Source organism: Candidatus Tisiphia endosymbiont of Nemotelus nigrinus, from assembly GCF_964026475.1.
Classification (GTDB): Bacteria; Pseudomonadota; Alphaproteobacteria; order Rickettsiales; family Rickettsiaceae; genus Tisiphia.
Genome location: NZ_OZ032151.1, coordinates 243153 through 262744 on the forward strand (window position 1 = coordinate 243153; position 19592 = coordinate 262744).

16 protein-coding genes are annotated in these 19592 nt (G+C 33.2%); 4 read left to right on the top strand and 12 right to left on the bottom strand.

Annotation, left to right across the window (positions count from 1 at the left end; all coding sequences use genetic code 11):
• Positions 1 to 33 precede the first annotated feature (33 nt).
• The 6 genes from AAGD39_RS01220 to AAGD39_RS07025 form a co-directional block, all read right to left on the bottom strand.
• Positions 34 to 1368, bottom strand: coding sequence for a hypothetical protein (locus AAGD39_RS01220; RefSeq protein WP_341756829.1), 1335 nt, complete (start codon positions 1366 to 1368; stop codon positions 34 to 36).
• A gap of 65 nt (positions 1369 to 1433) precedes the next feature.
• On the bottom strand, positions 1434 to 2714 hold the full coding sequence (locus AAGD39_RS01225) for an MFS transporter (protein WP_341756830.1): 1281 nt from the start codon (positions 2712 to 2714) through the stop codon (positions 1434 to 1436).
• Positions 2715 to 2941: 227 nt separating this feature from the next.
• On the bottom strand, positions 2942 to 3718 hold the full coding sequence (locus tag AAGD39_RS01230; RefSeq protein WP_341756831.1) for an ABC transporter permease: 777 nt from the start codon (positions 3716 to 3718) through the stop codon (positions 2942 to 2944).
• Positions 3718 to 4455, bottom strand: a complete 738-nt coding sequence (locus AAGD39_RS01235; RefSeq protein ID WP_341756832.1) for an ABC transporter ATP-binding protein — start codon at positions 4453 to 4455, stop codon at positions 3718 to 3720. The genes AAGD39_RS01230 and AAGD39_RS01235 overlap by 1 nt, the downstream gene beginning before the upstream one ends.
• A 302-nt stretch (positions 4456 to 4757) precedes the next feature.
• Positions 4758 to 5099, bottom strand: a complete 342-nt coding sequence (gene trxA, locus AAGD39_RS01240; protein ID WP_341756833.1) for a thioredoxin — start codon at positions 5097 to 5099, stop codon at positions 4758 to 4760.
• Between the two features lie 567 nt (positions 5100 to 5666).
• Positions 5667 to 6053 (bottom strand): RDD family protein, encoded by a 387-nt coding sequence (locus AAGD39_RS07025; RefSeq protein ID WP_375359794.1) that lies wholly within the window; start codon positions 6051 to 6053, stop codon positions 5667 to 5669.
• A gap of 65 nt (positions 6054 to 6118) precedes the next feature.
• Here AAGD39_RS07025 and AAGD39_RS01245 point away from each other — a divergent pair, with 65 nt between their 5' ends.
• On the top strand, positions 6119 to 7069 hold the full coding sequence (locus tag AAGD39_RS01245; protein ID WP_341756834.1) for an IS481 family transposase: 951 nt from the start codon (positions 6119 to 6121) through the stop codon (positions 7067 to 7069).
• A 95-nt stretch (positions 7070 to 7164) separates the two neighbouring features.
• Here the strand turns inward: AAGD39_RS01245 and ctaD are convergent, their stop codons facing one another.
• The 5 genes from ctaD to lepA all read right to left on the bottom strand — a co-directional run bounded on the left by ctaD (position 7165) and on the right by lepA (position 15084).
• Positions 7165 to 8742, bottom strand: a complete 1578-nt coding sequence (ctaD, locus tag AAGD39_RS01250; RefSeq protein WP_341756835.1) for a cytochrome c oxidase subunit I — start codon at positions 8740 to 8742, stop codon at positions 7165 to 7167.
• Positions 8743 to 8802: 60 nt separating this feature from the next.
• Entirely contained in the window at positions 8803 to 9675 is an 873-nt protein-coding gene (locus AAGD39_RS01255; RefSeq protein WP_341756836.1) for an Rpn family recombination-promoting nuclease/putative transposase, read from the bottom strand.
• Between the two features lie 191 nt (positions 9676 to 9866).
• Positions 9867 to 10598: a lysophospholipid acyltransferase family protein gene (locus AAGD39_RS01260; RefSeq protein ID WP_341756837.1), complete on the bottom strand. Its 732-nt coding sequence runs from the start codon at positions 10596 to 10598 to the stop codon at positions 9867 to 9869.
• 467 nt (positions 10599 to 11065) lie between these two features.
• Positions 11066 to 13042 (bottom strand): UvrD-helicase domain-containing protein, encoded by a 1977-nt coding sequence (locus AAGD39_RS01265; protein ID WP_341756838.1) that lies wholly within the window; start codon positions 13040 to 13042, stop codon positions 11066 to 11068.
• A 233-nt stretch (positions 13043 to 13275) separates the two neighbouring features.
• Positions 13276 to 15084: a translation elongation factor 4 gene (gene lepA, locus AAGD39_RS01270; protein WP_341756839.1), complete on the bottom strand. Its 1809-nt coding sequence runs from the start codon at positions 15082 to 15084 to the stop codon at positions 13276 to 13278.
• A 310-nt stretch (positions 15085 to 15394) separates the two neighbouring features.
• Between lepA and prfB the strand changes: the two genes are divergently transcribed.
• A protein-coding gene (gene prfB / locus AAGD39_RS01275) for a peptide chain release factor 2 (RefSeq protein WP_375359795.1) occupies positions 15395 to 16508 on the top strand; the annotation gives its coding sequence in 2 pieces (ribosomal slippage) (positions 15395 to 15457 and positions 15459 to 16508; 1113 coding nt in all).
• Positions 16509 to 16539: 31 nt separating this feature from the next.
• Positions 16540 to 16965 carry a nucleoside triphosphate pyrophosphohydrolase gene (locus AAGD39_RS01280; protein ID WP_341756841.1) on the top strand — a complete coding sequence of 142 codons (426 nt, stop codon included), beginning with the start codon at positions 16540 to 16542 and terminating at the stop codon, positions 16963 to 16965.
• Between the two features lie 602 nt (positions 16966 to 17567).
• Here the strand turns inward: AAGD39_RS01280 and AAGD39_RS01285 are convergent.
• Positions 17568 to 17825, bottom strand: a complete 258-nt coding sequence (locus tag AAGD39_RS01285; RefSeq protein ID WP_341756842.1) for a hypothetical protein — start codon at positions 17823 to 17825, stop codon at positions 17568 to 17570.
• Positions 17826 to 18418: 593 nt separating this feature from the next.
• Here AAGD39_RS01285 and AAGD39_RS01290 point away from each other — a divergent pair.
• Positions 18419 to 19585 carry a mechanosensitive ion channel family protein gene (locus tag AAGD39_RS01290; RefSeq protein ID WP_341756843.1) on the top strand — a complete coding sequence of 389 codons (1167 nt, stop codon included), beginning with the start codon at positions 18419 to 18421 and terminating at the stop codon, positions 19583 to 19585.
• Positions 19586 to 19592: the final 7 nt, after the last annotated feature.

Here is a 19592-nt window from a genome sequence, read left to right on the forward strand (position 1 = left end):
TCTTCCACTAAGACTTTTTAAAAAATAATTTTTTTATATTGAATGTCTATATTCTGTCTTATGTTTTGCTTGTTGAACTCTAGGTAGAGAAGCGTCCTTATTGTTACCGTTATTATGTTGCTGACGACATATAATATTTCCTATATCTTTTACGGTATCTTTCTGCTTCATTAGCTGTAATGCTTGCGTATAAATGTCCTTCTCCGGTGATTTTGCTATAATTTTCTCTAATTTTGCTTCAACTCTTTCTCTTATTTGTTGTTTATCTTGATCAGTTGCCTGTTTGCCAATTTTATCAACGGTCAATTGATCAATGAATTTATCCATCTCATTATTAAACGATATTATATCTTTATTGTTAGTTAAAATATCTTTTGTCGATTGCATTATTTTATATTTATCAGCTTTTGTCAGTTCCTGAGCAGGCTTTGGGTCAAAAATAATACCACCCATTCTCTCGGCAATTACTTTTCGAACCATTTGCTCCCTGCCTTTTTTATATATTTCATCAAGCTCATCCCTAGCTGATTTAAGATATTTTAGAGTCTTGTAATCAATAGCACGGTTTTGTTTTTTTCTTGTAATTGCCCCTGTATCTTGTTCTGCAACTTCAACCGTTATTGAATAATCTTCTACATGCTGTTCAAGGGTTTTGTTTTTACTAACTATGATTGTTTTATTCTCTTCGTTAGTAAGATTATCTCTTATTGCTTTGCTACTCTGAGCATTTTTAACAAAACGTGGGTGGAGGTTTGGTATTTTCCCTTTATTAGATGCTGGTAACAAATGTTGTTCCAAATTCTTAGGATCAAGATTTGACATAGTATTTAAATCCTGAATACTAAAAGTAGCACAGCCAAATTTAGATGTTTGTATACCACCATCAAAGTATATATTAGTATCAATCTTAACTGATTCAGCGATATCTAATATACCCCAAAAATGATACAGATGATTTTTCAGACCAGCAGCATCGGTACAAAATAATTTTATAGTATCACCATCAGAATCTATCTGAAGAGGTGTGCTATGATGTCCTTTTGTTTGCAGAATAAGGTCATAGTGACATGGTTGTTTAGAGTCGTATTTTTGTTGCACTACGGCTTTAAGCTTGTTTAGACTATCTTGATTCGTAATTAATACAGGTTGGTAATTTATGCCATGTTCTGCCCGGGCATTGGATTTTGCTTGAAGTGCTAAAGCAATTTCTTCTGGATGCATTTGATCTCCAGGCTTTAACAGTTCCATTTGCTCTGTAGTAGCGTGTTTATCCTTGTTGATTCTCAAATCGTCTATAATAGCAATTTTTTTTTCTACCAATGCTATCTTTGCATCTAAACTCTCCTTTAATTCTCTATAACTTGGCATATATAATTCCCCCATAGTGTTGTTAAACGTAGAAAATGACGGGCAGATCACTAAAATCTTAACGGTTAGTTTACTTCTCTCATATAGCTATTATTTTTAATTAATCGCCTTATTTCATTTCTCATAAAATAAATGATAACTAAAAATATACTAGAAGTGGTCATAATATAAAAAGCGGGAGCATAAAACAAGGCTGTTTCTTCAACAAGCCAACGTGAAATAACAGCAGAAGTACCGCCAAACATGGCAATACCCAGATTGTAACTAAAAGCTACCCCAGAAAATTTCTGTTCAGGAGAAAATAGCACTATAATGACACTATAGGCTGTTCCAGCTATTGCTCCACCAAGAATACCCAAGATAGTTAGAGCTAAAATTTGTTGCCATATTAACGGTGCTGACATAGAGAATAGGGTAGGTAGAACTAATATTAAGATCACTATACTTACCAAAACCAGCACTTTAAATTTTCCAATAATATCAGTTAATCCACCAAATAATGGCATAGATATCATCATTATGAAATTGGCATATAATGAATAAACAAGGGCAGTTGTATTATCAAAATGCATAACATCACAGTAATATACATAGGTATAAGTTTTTATTAAATATACTACACTACTGGCAAATGCCCCAATACAAAATGTTAAAAACATTGCTTTCCAAGCTGTTTTAACTACGTTGATAAAAGGAGCTTTTAAAGTTTTTTTCTGTTCGGTTAACATTTTAAAAATGGGGGTCTCTGATACACGAAGACGTAAATAAAAGCCAACCAACCCCAGAACCCCACCTAATAAAAATGCAAAACGCCAAGCAAAATCAAGATGATGAAAATATTGCTCAATAATAATTCCTACAAGAATAGCAATTAACGTACCAGCAATATTTGAACCATTCACTAAACCAGCCGTAAAACCTGGACGTAAATTTTGATGATGCTCTAGAATGAAAATAGCCGCTCCAGCTCCTTCTCCACTAATGCACAAGCCTTGTAACAGACGCATTATGAGCAATATTACTGGTGCACAAATTCCTATACTAGAATAAGAAGGGATTAACCCCATAGTGAATGTTGGTATAGTCATACCAAGCATAGAAATAATCAAGGAGATACGCCGACCATATTTATCTGCAACATAACCAAAAAATATACCGCCTATTGGTCTAGTAACAAACCCTACCGCGAATACACAAAGACTTAACATTATTTGTATAAATTCTGACTTTCCAGGAAAAAATGTGCGACCAATAACTGATGAAAATACAGAGTATACTGTAAAATCGTAATATTCTAGTATATTTCCTGAGATTGCTGATAAAAAAACGGACTTAGGTTTACTCATCTATATCTTATCAAATAAATTTAATTAAATCGGATTATAGACAACTTAACCAACTTATAAAGCGTAAAATAATTTTATTTTCTGTAATCATTTCTTTTAAAAAAATCAACACAACCAATTATAGATAACCCGAATAAGTTCTTGACATTATTATAGAGGCCTCTATGTAATTGCGAGGAGTGTGTAAGCACTACTAAGCAATCCACTTCTAGTCTTTTGGATTGCTGTCATATATAATAGATAACATTTTTAGCAAAAAACCTATAGCCAAGATAACTGAAAAATGCACAAATGACAGCTACAATAACAGACTTGATAATCATAAATGTATCAGGTAGTACTCCCTCTGTTATTAAGAATTGAACTGGTCTTATGACCAGAAAAACAGGGTTAATTTCAAAAAATATTCTTTTTGATTCTGGCACCATAGAATATGGATACACTATTGGTATAGTCCAATATACAACACTCAAAATTAGATTCAACATTTGCGGAACATCACGTATATATGGGGTTAAAAATGCAAAGGCAATAGAACTACTACATACAGAAATAATCAGCGGGAAGACAAGAATTGGTACAAACAATATATTTATACTAAATCTTTCAGGATATAAGATGATAAAAGCTACATACATAGCTCCAAACGAGTAAATTAGGTTATAAACTTGTACTAAACTATCCGATATAGGAAAAATAGTTCTAGAAATTATTATCTTTTTTATAATTCCACTACGGCTAGTTAATGAATTTGATGATATATTTAAGCTAGTAACAATAAATGTCCATAGTGGTATAGCTCCAACTAAATTCACAACCATTGTTTCTCTTGGTAGTTTAAGTAAAAATCCAAAAAAAAATGAAATGATTATTATATGGACAAAAGGTTGAATTAGCCCCCATAACGAACCCAAAAAAGAATCTTTATTTTGACGAGATATAGAAGCCTGGGTTAATAACATTATTGACAACCAGTATTTTTTGGAAAAAAAATACTTTATCATTAGTAATCCCCACTATTATAAAGTTTTATTATTTCATCTGGATGACCATCTGCAACAATACTACCTTCTTTTAATAATACACATCTATTACAATTCTCCTTAATAATAGTTTCTTGATGACTTACTAATATTAAAATTGGTATATTTTGTAACTTGTTTTTCATAAAATTGGTCGACTTTTCAACAAAATGACTATCACCAGCAGCAAATACTTCATCTAGCAAGAGAATATCTGCATCTTGAAAAGCAGATACAGAAAAAGCTAACCTTGATAACATACCAGAACTATAATTTTTTACTGGTAAATCTATTTTACTCCCTAGCTCAGAAAAAATTATAATCTCTTGCTCTAATTCTTTGCTATAACGACTTAACATATTATTATAAAGCATAAGCATTTTGATATTTTCTCTACCAGTTTGCTCTAACTCAAATCCTACTCCCGTCTCAATAATAGCAGCAAAATTGCCATGAACTTTAATTTTTCCAAACTTTAATGGATAAATTCCAGCAATTACCTTAAGTAAAGAGCTTTTACCTGAACCATTGCTACCAATAAAGGCAATTTTTTCACCCATTTGACAAGAAAAATTTATATTATTCAAGATAGGAATTGATGAAGGGAAAAGCTTGCCTCCTTTAATAAAAAAACGCCTTAAGCTTTCTACTCGTTGTTGATTATTAACTCCTTCAACAAAACCATCAAATATCTCTATAGATACTAGTTTAGACGTCATATATAGCTAATCCGAGAAGGTTTTGTCCATAGTAAACACATCATTGCTAGAAGGTATGAGCCGACGAAGCAATTGTAAATTAAGATTCCTGCGTAGGCGGAAAGCTTTAGTAAAAAAACATGATTTATGTTTTTATCTTACCTTACGCATAACCCCCATGACAATTTAAAAATTGCAGGAAAGTACAAGACGCTATTAGCGAGACCACATGAGTGTAGTGGCAATCCACATTCATTGGATTGCTTCGTCGTCACACCAAGGTGGCTTCTCGCAATGACGCCGGACTGTTTTCCCTGTGATTTTTAAATGCCATGCGTAAGGTGAGTATTTATTGAAGAATTAATCCATTCTTCAATAGTACTTTTGGGGAATAATCCAGTCTTAGTAGCTAGTTGTTTACCATCTTTGAATAAAATCATCGTAGGTATAGCACGAATACCTAAACTTGAAGGTATATTAGGATTTTGTTCTATGTTCATTTTAACAATTTTTACCTTGCCTACCAATGTCTTGCTCAATTCTTCAAGAATAGGTGTCAACATTTTACATGGTCCGCACCATTCAGCCCAAAAATCAACTAATACAGGTGTAGTAGATTCTAAAACTTCTTGGTCAAAAGAATCATCTGTTATATTACTTGCCATAATTTCTTAATTTTTAGTTATTAAACTACTATAGATAACCCGATTATTATTTATCCATTTGTCCTATTTAGACAAAAAAGATGTCATCTCCGCGTAGGAACACTAGTACTCTAGTTAAGCTGGTTACCAAACTACGCCATTGCGAGGAGACATAAGGTCGTCGAAGTAACCCTATTTTGTGCCATTCCTGCGAACACATGGTTCTATAAATTCCTATCTTCACAGGAATAACAACTTACAATTACTTCGTCGCCACTAAAGTGGATTCTCGCAATGACGTTGAAGAATTCTGTATATATAACCAGCCCTGACGTAGCTAGGGATGACAAAATTATCCGGATAAAGACTAATCGGGTTATCTAACATACCATAATTCTTATGATACAATAGTTCCTCTACATTAGCAATAACTTCTCTAAGAGAAAATTATTACTTTGTCATAAAAGAGTCGATATCACTAACGAAAGAATTTATACTGGCTTCCTCCTTTTGGCGACGCAAACACCAATATCTAGATCGTTTATGTCACTACCAAACTAATACTAAACTACAACTGTAGTACTAACTTTATCGCCGTATCATTCTAGTTCCAAAAACCCAATCATGTATAAACATTTTCTCATCAGTAAGCATTATACACAAAATATTTCCAATTCCAAATAAGATGAACGTAAAGATAGATAGACACGCTAAATTTGTTGATATTACTCTAGAAAAAGATTTAAAATAGCCTATTCGCCTACCATTTTTATTTATGATTTTCATACCAAAGAGATAGCAGCCGGGAGTTGCTTGCATTGAAGATGACTCGAATATTGGAGTATAGAAGACGATTGGTAAGAAGATAACCAACATGTTAAGATCATTAAATATATTATCAATCAAGGAATTATCACCAAATACAGATGTATCAAATAATAATATTGCTATTATTATCACCGCTAAAGAGAGCATGATAGCTGTTTAGTCCCAGGGTGTAATGGTGTATATTATAAAGAATTACCATCAAGAGAGGAATTATGGGACAAATATTACACGGCTGTGCCAAAACGACAGAGGCAATACGTTTCGCAATCCAAAATAGTCAAGAGAGCTTAAAGACTTTAGCAAGAAAATATTCTATTAATCCTAAAACAGTTGCTAAGTGGAAGAAACGAACTACATTACAAGATACTTGTATGGGTCCCAAAGAACCATCTTCTACAGTATTAACTTCTGAAGAAGAAGCTATGTGTATAGCATTTCGTAAACACACTTTATTATCTTTAGATGATTGCTTATATGCTTTACAAGTCAGTATTCCCAAGCTTACTAGATCTTCTTTACATAGACTTCTTCAACGCCATAATGTTAGTAGGTTACCGGAAGTAAAAGGAAATAACAAAACCAAGAAGAAGTTTAAACTTTATCCAATTGGTTATTTCCATATAGATATTGCTGAAGTCAAAACAGAAGAAGGTAAACTCTATCTATTTGTTGCTATTGATCGCACTTCAAAGTTTGTGTATGTAGAACTTTTACCAAGATGTACCAAGACAGAAACAGCACAATTTCTTCGTAATTTAATTAAAGCTATACCTTATAAAATTCATACTATTTTGACAGATAATGGTATTCAATTTACTAACAGAACAGTAGATAAGCATGCTTGGATGCATATTTTTGATCGTATTTGCTATGAATACAATATTGAACACAGGCTAACAAAAGTTAATCATCCATGGACTAATGGACAGGTAGAACGTATGAATCGTACTATTAAAGAGGCAACTGTTAAACGTTTTTATTATGACAATCATCAGCAACTTAAACAACATTTATATGATTTTATCAATGCCTACAATTTCGCAAAAAGACTTAAAGCTCTTAAAGGTTTAACTCCTTATGAATTTATCATAAAAACATGGACATCTGATCCAAATAAATTTATTATTAACCCTAACCACCACATCCTGGGACTAAACAGATAGCAAGTAATATCAAGATAATCCCATCAACCAAATAAGCTAAGATTCTTCGCCAGAAGCCACAATATATATGTTCACTCATAAAATTACTTCCTATATTAAATTTTAGAAGGCTCTTCAAAAGTATGGAATGGTGGGGGAGAGGAAACTGTCCATTCAAGAGTATCCGCTCCATCACCCCAAGGATTATTCGGGCATTTTTTGCCATATTTCATAGTATAAATAACCATGAATACAAAATAAAGAGCTGCGATAAAGGAAATCACTGCTCCGATAGATGATACCATATTCCAGCCAGCAAAAGCATCCGGATAATCCGGTATCCTCCTTGGCATTCCAGCCAATCCTAGAAAATGTTGAGGAAAGAAGGTCATATTAACGCCAATAAAAGTAATCCAAAAATGAATTTTACCCATCATTTCAGGATATTGTCGTCCTGACATTTTACCAAACCAATAATAGAACCCAGCAAATGCGGTAAACAAAGCCCCCAGCGACATGGTATAATGAAAATGCGCTACCACATAGTATGTATCGTGTAGAATTCTATCGATTGCCGAATTTGATAATATTATACCGGTAACTCCACCAATAGTAAATAGCAAGATAAACCCTATGGAAAATAACATAGGAGTTTCAAAAGTAATTGATCCTCCCCACATTGTAGCAATCCAGCTAAATATTTTAATGCCAGTAGGCACAGCAATAATCATCGTACCAGCAGTAAAATAGATTAATGCATTATATGAAAGACCAACAGTAAACATATGATGAGCCCAAACTATAAAACCGACAAACCCTATAATTACCATAGCTATCACCATACCTAAATAACCGAATATCGGTTTACGGGAGAAAGTAGAAATGATCTGACTGACTATACCAAACCCCGGTAATATTACGATATATACTTCTGGATGACCAAAGAACCAAAATAAATGCTGAAATAATACTGGATCTCCGCCCCCCTCAGGTTTAAAGAAAGTAGTACCAAAATTCCGGTCAGTTAATAACATGGTTATTGCACCGCCTAGTACTGGGATTGCCAGTATCAGCAAGAAAGCAGTGACCAGAATTGACCAAATGAATAGAGGCATTTCAAACAACCCCATACCATCAGTTCTCATATTAAAGATAGTGACAATCATATTAATTGAGCCAAGAATAGAAGATAGTCCCGTAATATGTAAACTTAAAATAGCCATATCGACAGCCGCTCCAGGATGCCCTACTAAATTGCTCAAAGGCGGGTAAAGTGTCCAGCCAGTACCTGCACCACCATCAACAAAAGCTGAAAGCATTAACAACATAAAAGCAGGGATAAGTAGCCAAAAACTTATATTATTTAGCCTTGGAAAAGCCATGTCTGGTGCACCTATTAAAATTGGCACGAAGTAATTACCAAACCCACCAAATAAAGCTGGCATAATCATGAAAAATACCATAATTATTGCATGAGCAGTAATTAATACATTATATAATTGATAGTTAGCTCCCAGTATATGTCCGCCGGGCATTGCTAATTCTAGCCGAAAAATAACAGAAAATAATCCCCCAACGATCCCAGCAAATATGGCGAATATAATATACATCAAACCAATATCTTTATGATTGGTAGAGAAAATCCATCTTTGTATACCTTTAGGCGTGTTGTGATGATTTGTTGTTTGGTTCATAAATTATCCTTTTATATCATGTCGGTTAGTTGTTTTTAGATAGCTAACCTCATTAGCATCTTACTGTACTTTCAGTAATTCATTAATCTTAGCAGTAGATAATCCCGTCATTCTAGCCACTTCTTCAATAGAGTTACCATTATTTATCATTATTTTTATTAATTTAGCTTCCCCTCTAGCTTCTCCTATTGCTTCAGCAGTTCTTAGTTCATCTCTATCAGTATAAATCTGTTTCTGGTAATAGAAATAGCTTGCCCTTTCCTCAGAGGTCATTCTTAGAATACTAAGCTTTTCTGCTACTTGCGTCATATAAGGCGAATGATAATTTTTTGGCACTTCATCATATTTCATGACATGCAGCCAATCATCGATCTCTTTTTCTAGACGATCATTAAACAGTGGCACTGATATATAGAAATATTCCGGTAAAATATTGGTAGCATCAAAAATCTCATCAGTTTCTTTATTTTTAATATGAACAGTTAAACGTTCATTAGTCTCTATTTCGTGAATGATAGTTTTACCATGGTAAATAGTGCCAGTGCCGTTACCTATAGGAAAATAAAGCAGAGAAATATGAAATATTTTGATAATTTGTGTATAGTCCGCTCCTTGTGCAAGGTTATCCACGATAAGTCTTGAAGTATTAAAACAAGCTTTATGGATAAATGATTCCTGAACATTACGCTCGATTTCAATAATATATTTATGGCGTTCGTCATCTTCAACGATTAAATCAGCTAGGCTTCTTTTGCTTTTACTATCTTCTTTGTTACTTTCACTTTCAAGAAGAGATATTATTTTAACATCTTTATACCCCTTAGTTTTAAGAAGAGCAGAGATAAAGCCTTCTACTATACTATAACCCCCTTTATCTTTTAGAAGATATTTGATAGCATAATCAAAACTAACTAATGGTTTACCATTATTCATATGATTACTGTTTATAATGAGCTTATTATAGCAGAAAAGTAAAATAAAGTACCATAATTTATGAAATAATCGCTTCGTCACTAATAAACGTTCGTAAATTAGGGGAATATAGCTAACCTGAGAAGTCTTCCAAATTGGAATGAAACTATGGCTCATTTGATGATTAAATTTGAAGGCATGATTAACAAAATTTAAGTTTGTTCAAATAATATTCGCTTTTCTGTATTAATCACCTGTTCTATCTTTTCAGTAAGGTTTCGAACATCAGATTGTTCTATTTCCTCTACAGAGATAACATCAATTATATTTACTTGAATTACACCTGGCTTTTCAATCCAAAAACCCTTTGGCCAATATACACCTGCATTGTGAGCCATCATCACTATTGGCACTTTTGCCAATGAGGCTAATTTCACTGCACTAGGTTTAAATTTAGCATTTTGTTCTGGTTTGAATCTAGTAGATTCAGGGAAAATAACCAACCATAAACCACTTTTTATCTTTTCTTGCCCTTCTCTTAAAATTTGACCAACTGAGATATTGGCATTACGGTCTACGGCAATTGGTTTAACCATTTCCAATCCCCAACCAAATAATGGGATATTAAATAACTCTTTTTTTAATACCCAAGAATGTTCAGGTATAATTAATTGTACAAATATTTGTTCCCAGCATGATTGGTGATTAGACAATACTATAGAAGGGGATGTAGGCAATTTGTCTAGACCAAAAACTTGGTATTTTAAACCACAAAAGATTCTAGCCAGCCAAATAAATACATGGGAAAAAATAAACCCTATCTTGTATCTTATATAATAGTTGACATTAAAAAATGTTACGGGTATGTAACATATAAGGAAGAATGTAATGGTAAATATAGCAAGTAATGCATAAAATATTAATACTCTTAAACGCCAAAACATAGTTGGTTAACTCACTTGTTAATAATGAATGGATATAATAGCATAATATTACTGCTATCCATAGATATAATTGTCATTGCTATAATAGCTCCCTTCTGTTAAAAAAACCATAGACATTATCTTTATGTGGCAACACTTGTATTGATTGCCTTGGACTGTTTGGTTTTTTTACAACGTATGTACATAATAGGTAATAATATTATTTATAGCATAACAAAAATCAACAATAAAATACTTACTAGGCACAACAAACTTCTTTGAAAAATTATCCCTCAGCTCCATGACTTATTCATATCTTCTTTTTCCATCTTTCTACACTTTCTTGTGAAAGTCGGAAAGAACCGATTTAGCGACAACAAAACATCTAGATTTATACTAATTTTATGCTTCTTTAACCTACAGTCTTTCTTGCTAATAGACATCTATTTACTATGGTTCAAATACTAATCAAGTTAGCTATGTAAAGGTTAAAAAGAAAACTTGTGTTTTGTACCTAGATAATTAAGCTGTTTGGTTGAAGAAGTTCTAACACAAACATCATTGGGTATTTCCCTAAGAAATCTAGAAGGGGAAGATCTTATTACTTCATGAAACATAAAACGACTTTCTGCATAAGTAATATACAGATCTCTCTTGGCTCTAGTAATACCAACATAAGCAATTCTTCTCTCTTCTTCTAAACCTTTCTCTCCCTCTTCATTTAGTGATCTTTGATGTGGGAAAACTCCCTCTTCCCAACCTGGCAGAAAAACTAAATCAAATTCAAGACCTTTAGCAGAATGCAGAGTCATAATACTAATAGAACCGCCAAAATTTGATTCTAATGCCTCATTTTCCATTACCAAACTAGAATGTTCGATAAAGTCTTGAATATTATCAAATTCTGCGATTGCTCTCAGCATTTCATTAATATTTTCAATTCTACCAAGTGCCTCATCTGTCTTTTCTTCTTGTAACATTGGCAGATACCCTGATTCTTCTAATAAAGCTTTTGTCACACTAAGTGCTGGCTCGTCTTGATATCGTAAATTCCAATTATCTATGTTAGTGATTAACTGATTTAAACTATCTTTAACTTTATTTTTAACAACCCCTTCTTGTAACATTTGACGAATAGCAACAATAATGGGAATGTTATGTTCGGTTGCATAATCCTTTATTTGTTTTAATGTAGTATTGCCAATAGCCCTCTTTGGAACATTTATTATACGCTCAAGAGCAAGATTGTCACTATGATTTAAAGTGATACGTATGTAGGCAAGTAAGTCACGTATTTCCATTCTTTCATAAAACTTAAGACCACCGATTATTTTATATGGTAATGCATTACTAATAAGAACCTCTTCAAACGCTCTGGTTTGAAAACCAGCTCTAACTAATATCGCAACCAACCCAGCATTATACTTACCTTCTGTAACTAATTTGTCAATTTCAGATACAACAAATCTTGCCTCTTCTTTATCATTCCAACAAGATATAATTTTAATTTTCTGTCCGTCATTTTTATCGGTCCACAAGGTTTTACCGTGACGATTCTTATTATTGTCAATTACACTGGATGCAGCTGATAAAATTTCTGAACTAGACCTATAATTTTGTTCTAATTTTATTACTGTAGCATTTGGGAAATCCTTTTCAAAACGTAATATATTACCAATTTCTGCACCACGCCAACCATATATAGATTGATCATCATCGCCAACGCAACAGATATTTTTGGTATTACTCGCAAGCATCCTAGCCCAAAGATATTGGACAGCATTGGTATCTTGATATTCATCAATTAGAATATATTGATATCGTTCCTGATAATACTTTAATATTGTAGGATTTTTTATAAACAACTCATTATTGTATAGTAGCAAATCTCCAAAATCCACTACGTTCGATGCTAATAAATTTTGCTGATACTCGTCATAGACAAATTTTGTCACTTTATGAATTGGTAGTTTAATGTCAGATTCCGAAAGTTTATGCGGCAATAATCCTTGATCCTTCCAACGCGAGATAATAATATGCAACACTTTAGGGGCATATTTCTTGGGATCTATATTTCTTTGCTTAATTATGTCTTTAACCAATTTAAGCTGATCATCATGGCTAATAATAGTAAATCTACTGTTTAAGCTAAAATTCAAATGCTCTGCTTGCTGGCGTAGAATCTTGGCTGCTATAGAATGAAAGGTACCTATGTTTAGCCCATAACAATCAATCATTTTACTGATTCGATCTTGCATTTCTCTAGCAGCTTTATTGGTAAAAGTAACTGCTAAAATATTGTTAGGTGAAGCTAAACCCTGATTAATTATGTTGGCTATTCTCGTTGTTAATACTTTAGTTTTACCAGTTCCTGCTCCAGCCAGCACAAGAAGAGGTCCATGCACGTGTAAAGCCGCTGCTAATTGTTGATGATTTAATGAATCTAGAAAGCTTTGTTGCGTCATTATCTAATGCCAATGAAAAATGGAAATGTTAATATCAGCAGGTAATGGACAGGTTAATCCACAGGAATACTCTAGCACATTAATCGTATAACATCAAATATTAACATTTTTTATACCTTATAACTAACCCGACTAACATTTATTCATAGCAAACTGATGCCTATCAGCAAGGAAACACTTGTTGACTCACGCCTCCTCGATAATAGACGAGAAAGCCATCACGGTAGCTATATCTACTCATCTCCTATTCTAAGAGCAGCTATAAAGGCTGATTGTGGAATCTCAACATTACCAATATTACGCATACGTTTTTTGCCAGCTTTTTGTTTTTCCAATAATTTACGCTTACGAGTTATATCCCCACCATAGCATTTAGATAAAACATCTTTACGCATTGCTTTGACGGTTTCTCTAGCAATTATTCTGCCGCCAATAGCAGCTTGAATAGCGATCTGAAATAATTGCCTTGGAATTAAATCGCTAAGACGTTTACACAACTCCCGCCCCCGATATTCTGATCTTGAGCGATGTACTATAGTAGATAAAGCATCAACTGGCTCACTATTAACCAAAATAGATAATTTTACTAAATCACTTTCCTCATAACCATCTATTTCCCAATCAAAGCTAGCATAACCTTTTGTGTAACTTTTTAACTTATCGTAAAAATCGAATACTATCTCATTTAACGGTAATCGGTAAATTACCATAGCCCGACCACCTACATAAGTTAATTCAATTTGTACTCCTCTTTTGTCAGTACACAAAGATAAAACACTACCTAAAAACTCATCTGGTACTAATATTGTTGCCTTAACCCAAGGTTCTAACATTGATTCTATATTTTGAGTAACAGGCAAATCAGCCGGATTATGTATTTCTAACTGTTGTCCATCACGCATATTAATCTTATAAACCACACTAGGAGCAGTAGTTATCATATCAAGATCAAATTCACGCTCTAATCTTTCTTGCACTATTTCAATATGCAACAACCCCAAGAAACCACAACGAAATCCCAAGCCTAAGGCAGTTGAACTTTCTGCTTCAAATTCAAAACTAGCATCATTAAGCCTTAATTTAGCTAAAGAATCTTTTAAATGCTCAAATTGCGAAGCATCTGAAGGATATAACCCACAAAATACTACCGGTAAATGCGGCTTAAAACCAGGTAAAGGTTCCTTGCAAGGTCTTTTCTCCTCAGTTATTGTATCACCAACTTTACAGTCAACAACTTGCTTGATTGAAGCGGTAAAAAAACCTATTTCTCCTGGATATAAAATATCTGATATATGCTTCTTAGGAGTAAAATACCCAACATTCTCAACATTATAATTAGAATTGCTAGCCATCATCTTAATACGCATATTTTTGCGTAAAGTTCCATCGATAACTCTAACCAAAATTACCACTCCTAGGTAAGAATCATACCAACTATCAACCAATAATGCCTTTAAAATATCTGTTTGATTTTGATTAATTGTAGGGCAGGGTAGCCTATTAACAATTGCTTCAAGTACTTCCTCTATCCCTATACCACTTTTTGCTGAAATTAGTAATGCGTCGCTTGCATCTATGCCAATTACGTCTTCTATCTGTTGCTTAACTTTATCACGATCGGCAGCTGGTAGGTCTATTTTATTAAGTATTGGAATAATTTCATGCTTATTATCAATTGCTTGATAAACATTTGCTAGAGTTTGTGCCTCAACACCTTGGCTACTATCTACCACTAACAAAGAGCCTTCACAAGCAGCGAGTGACCTGCTCACTTCATAAGAAAAATCCACATGACCGGGAGTATCCATTAGGTTTAGATAATAGGTATTGCCATCTTTGGCTTGGTAAATTAATCTAACAGTCTGTGCTTTGATAGTAATTCCCCGTTCTTTTTCTATGTCCATTGAGTCAAGTACCTGATGGCTCATTTCCCGAGCTACCAATCCTCCACAATATTCAATTAACCTATCTGCTAAAGTAGACTTACCATGATCAATATGAGCGATGATTGAAAAATTTCTGATAAACTTTTGATTATTCATTGTATATGCGATATAATGTTAAAATTAGAAAAGTTAACCCGACTCATCGTTGCAAGGAATGCGTAAGTACAATGAGGCAATCCAAAAAAGTGATTATATTTGGATTGCTTCGTCGACCTATGGTCTCCTCGCAATGACGCTTGGGTAAAAAAGTACCTTAGTCATTGCGAGACCACATAGTGGCCTTGGCAATCCACTAATTCATTAGATTGGACTGCTTTATTACCACTAAAATGGCTCCTCGCTAACAGATGTCGGTTTATCTTATCTTTATATAATAAAATTCCATTTTATAGTAGGAAATTTAATAGTGCGTGCTGAAATTGAACATTATGTAAAAAAAATTGAACAGTCTTTAGAACTGCTCAGGAGGTCACTTTGATTTTGATAATGCAACCAAAAGGCTTGTAGAGCTAGAAAATATATCAGAAGATCCAGCTTTGTGGAATAATCAGGAGAAGGCTCAAAATATTCTGAGAGAAAAAAGACTTCTAGAAACTAGGCTTAACTCGTTTAAACAACTTCAATCTCATCTCACGGAATGTTTAGAACTTGAGGAGTTGGCATTTAGCGAGAATGACCAACAAGTTTTGCAGCAGGTTCAAGAAGATTTAGGGAAGCTTTCTATTATTGCCGGAAAATTTGAGACTGAATGCTTATTTTCTGGAGATTTTGACAGTAATAATTGTTTTCTAGAAATCAATGCTGGAGCTGGGGGGACAGAGAGCCACGACTGGGCATCAATTATGATGCGTATGTATTTACGCTTCGCGGAAAGACAGGGATTTAAAAGCGAGATTATTCATCTTATTAATGGTGAAGAAGCAGGAATCAAATCATGTACTATTAAAATTAATGGCTACCAAGCATATGGTTGGTTTAGAACAGAATCTGGTGTGCATAGATTAGTTAGGATATCACCTTTTAATGCTGCGGGCAAAAGGATGACTAGTTTTGCTAGTAGTTGGGTATACCCAGAAATTGATGATAGTATTGCAATTGTAATAGACGAAAAGGATCTTAGAATAGATACTTACCGCTCTTCTGGTGCTGGGGGACAACACGTAAATACTACTGATTCTGCAGTAAGGATTACCCACTTACCTACCAATATCGTAACACAATGTCAAAATGATAGGTCACAGCATAAGAACAAAGCACAGGCTATGAAGATGCTTAAAGCAAGGCTTTATGAAGTAGAGTTAAAGAAACGTACTGATGATATTAATGAACAGAATGCATCCAAAACTGAAAATGGCTGGGGAAATCAAATAAGATCTTATGTATTGCAACCTTATCAGATGGTTAAGGATTTACGTACCAACCACGAAACTTCTGATACTAAGGGTGTACTTGACGGAGATTTAGAAAAATTTGTTTCAGCTAGTCTATCAATGAGTGTTGGTAATATTATCAGTTATTAGCCATAGAAGATAGGTATAATTATAGGAAATTATGATGAGAAAATATTGTTTCAAAATTGATAAACTGATTCGTGATTTAGTCCCGGGAATTATGCGGTCGCGTGGCATTTCGGTATTTGAACGCAGTATGAAAAAAGATGAATATATCCAGCGTCTTAAAGATAAATTGTTTGAAGAAGCGCAGGAAGTGATTGATGCAAAAACATCAGATGAAATTTCTGAAGAACTAGCTGATTTGCTTGAAGTGATTTATGCATTAGGCAAAGAATGCAACTTATCAATGGAACAAATTGAAGCAAAGCGTCTTGTGAAGAAACAGAAAGATGGTAGCTTTGATAACCGTATTTATGGCTCTTATATAGAAATGCACTCTGATAACAAAGATATTGGTTATTTTTTAGCTAAACCAGAAAAATACCCTGAAATAAAACTGGACTCTGTAAACATTTCTCTTTAATGATTATTTTGATGGAGTGCTTCGTTGACCTACTGCCTTTCTAGCAATGACATTGACCACATACGACTTTTAAAGTGTCATGCCTAAAATCGCTTCCTCTTTTAACTCTCAACATCTGCGGTAAAAGCCCTTCCACATGGCGATTTAAAAGTCGCAATTAATGGTAGAAATTTGTTTTAGAAAATGCATAAACGTCATTGCGAGGAGTCGCAAAGCAACGACGTGGCAATCCAGAAGTTGCAGCGGCAAAAAATAAAACTAGCCAACTGTTTATTGGGATCACCACGCCACTTCGTGGCTCGCGATGACAATCATTCGTTTCTGCAATTTAGCGCTTTCTATCATTAGTTGCGACTTTTAAATCGCCCTAGCCCTTTCATCGTTGCGATACCACGTAGTGGTCGTGGCAATTCACATTCAAAATGCTAGCTGGGTTAACTATATAACTACAACATAGTCTTAATTTTGATAATATAACATTTATTAAGTATTTTGTCTAATGTAACATAGTACCCTTTTACAAAACTATTTGTGGGTAATAATAGGCTAATAGACAGCATAATGCTGATCGGATTAGCCTATAGTATTATAAAACAGTTCAATTATTTTCTTTCTTTAGTCTCTTGACTATTATTGATAATTGATTGTTGTTGATTCCTCAGTTTGTTCTTTTCTTCTATTGAGTTAAGGAAAAAATAAGTAAATGTTAGGAATCCAATTAGCATAGGAATAAAAACAAATATAATGGCATTGCGTTTTCTGACAGATTCTTCACGATCTAAACGACTCTCCTGTTCTTCATATGTTTCTCCTAATTCATTACGCCATATATCTTCTTGATCTGAATTATTTTCTAGCATTTGATACCTTCCATTTTCTAGCTTATAATAATACGTTTACAATGATTTAGTAGTTAAACTACTAAACAAATTATATACAAATTTAATTTAAATTAATATTTAATATTTAATCATATTAATTTAAATTGAATCTATTGTAAAGATTATAAAATTCAATATATAGATATTAACGGATTAGCTATATTATTTGCTATAAATAACATTAGATATAAAATATGAATAATCAGCAACAATTAGCACCAAATTTTATTATTTTAGATAAGCTAGGTCATGATATTGACGGTCCAATAAGATGTAGCTGTTAACAAATAATACTTTCATTTATCTAAAGTGACCCATTGCAATGACGCCAAGTTTTATGTTCTTTAACTTTAAATATAATATTTTTTATAAAATATTCATAATAATGCTTAGTGTACATTATAATTATTATATACTACATGAATTGGGTAGGAGAAATAATTATTCTCTTCTCGAATTAATGTTATAGCTAACCCGTTAATGTTTTAGATAGCCTCCTCGCAATGACTAAGGAATTAACTAGAACCTATTTGGGTTAGCTATATCTATCTTTAACAAAAAGGTTGGTTTATATGACAGTACAACATTTATTAGCTCTTTATCATAAATATGATCAAGAAATTTTAATGTTAATCATTATGATAGCTTCGATCATTCCATTTATTATTTTTATTAAAAAAATAATAAATGGAATGATCAAAAAATATATTGACCAGTGGCATCATGATTATGAAAAAACATTTAAAAAATATTCTATATACACCCATTTATTACATACATTACTAGCTTTATACATTATATTCTGGGGCAATATCTTACAGCCATTTCCTACTTTATCTTGGATAATTAGCATCAAGAATATTGCGATAATCCTCTATACAGGCGGTTTCGTTACAATGCTAATCTTGTCTCTTATCGATGCTTTTGCAGATATTTATCGCAACAGATTGACCATTTCTATCCAATCTTATTTAAGTTTATACACTCAAATATTGAAGATATTTATTATCTCTATTGCTACCATTATAATTATTTCCAGTATTCTAAATGTTTCCCTTAGTGCATTTTTTACTAGCTTGGGAGCAGCAGCAGCGTTGTTAACCTTTCTATTTAAGGATACTGTTGTGGCGTTGCTAGCAAGCTTACAACTAATTTCGCAGGATGTAATACGAATTGGCGATTTTGTTAGTATTAGCCAGTATAATGTTGAAGGTACTGTAGAGAAAATTACTATTACATCCGTTAAAATTAAAAATGCTGATCAAACCATTTCAACGATACCTACATCTAGTCTTTTAACAACTAATGTAGTAAACTCGCGCGGTATAACTGACTCAATGGCAAAAAAAATTCAGGGACCAATCTGTATTGACATAAATACTATTCTATTGGTTTCGACTGTATCTTTTATACAAGAATTGAAAAAATCACCATATTTGACAAAAGAAGCAATGGATAAAGTGAGTTTGGAACAGCTAGGTGATTATGTAACAAATATCAAAATATTTAGACTGTATGTAAAAGAATATTTGAGAAATCACCCGATGATATATCAACAAGATTTTACATTTCTAGTACGTCAGCTGCCTGCAACTCCTAATGGTTTACCAATAGAGTTATATGTCTTTACTCATGAAATAAGGAAGGGTATATATGAAGATATTCAATCAGATATTTTTGATCATTTGTTTGCAGTGCTACCTGAATTCAAATTAAAAATATTTCAAAATAGTAATTAACTAAAAT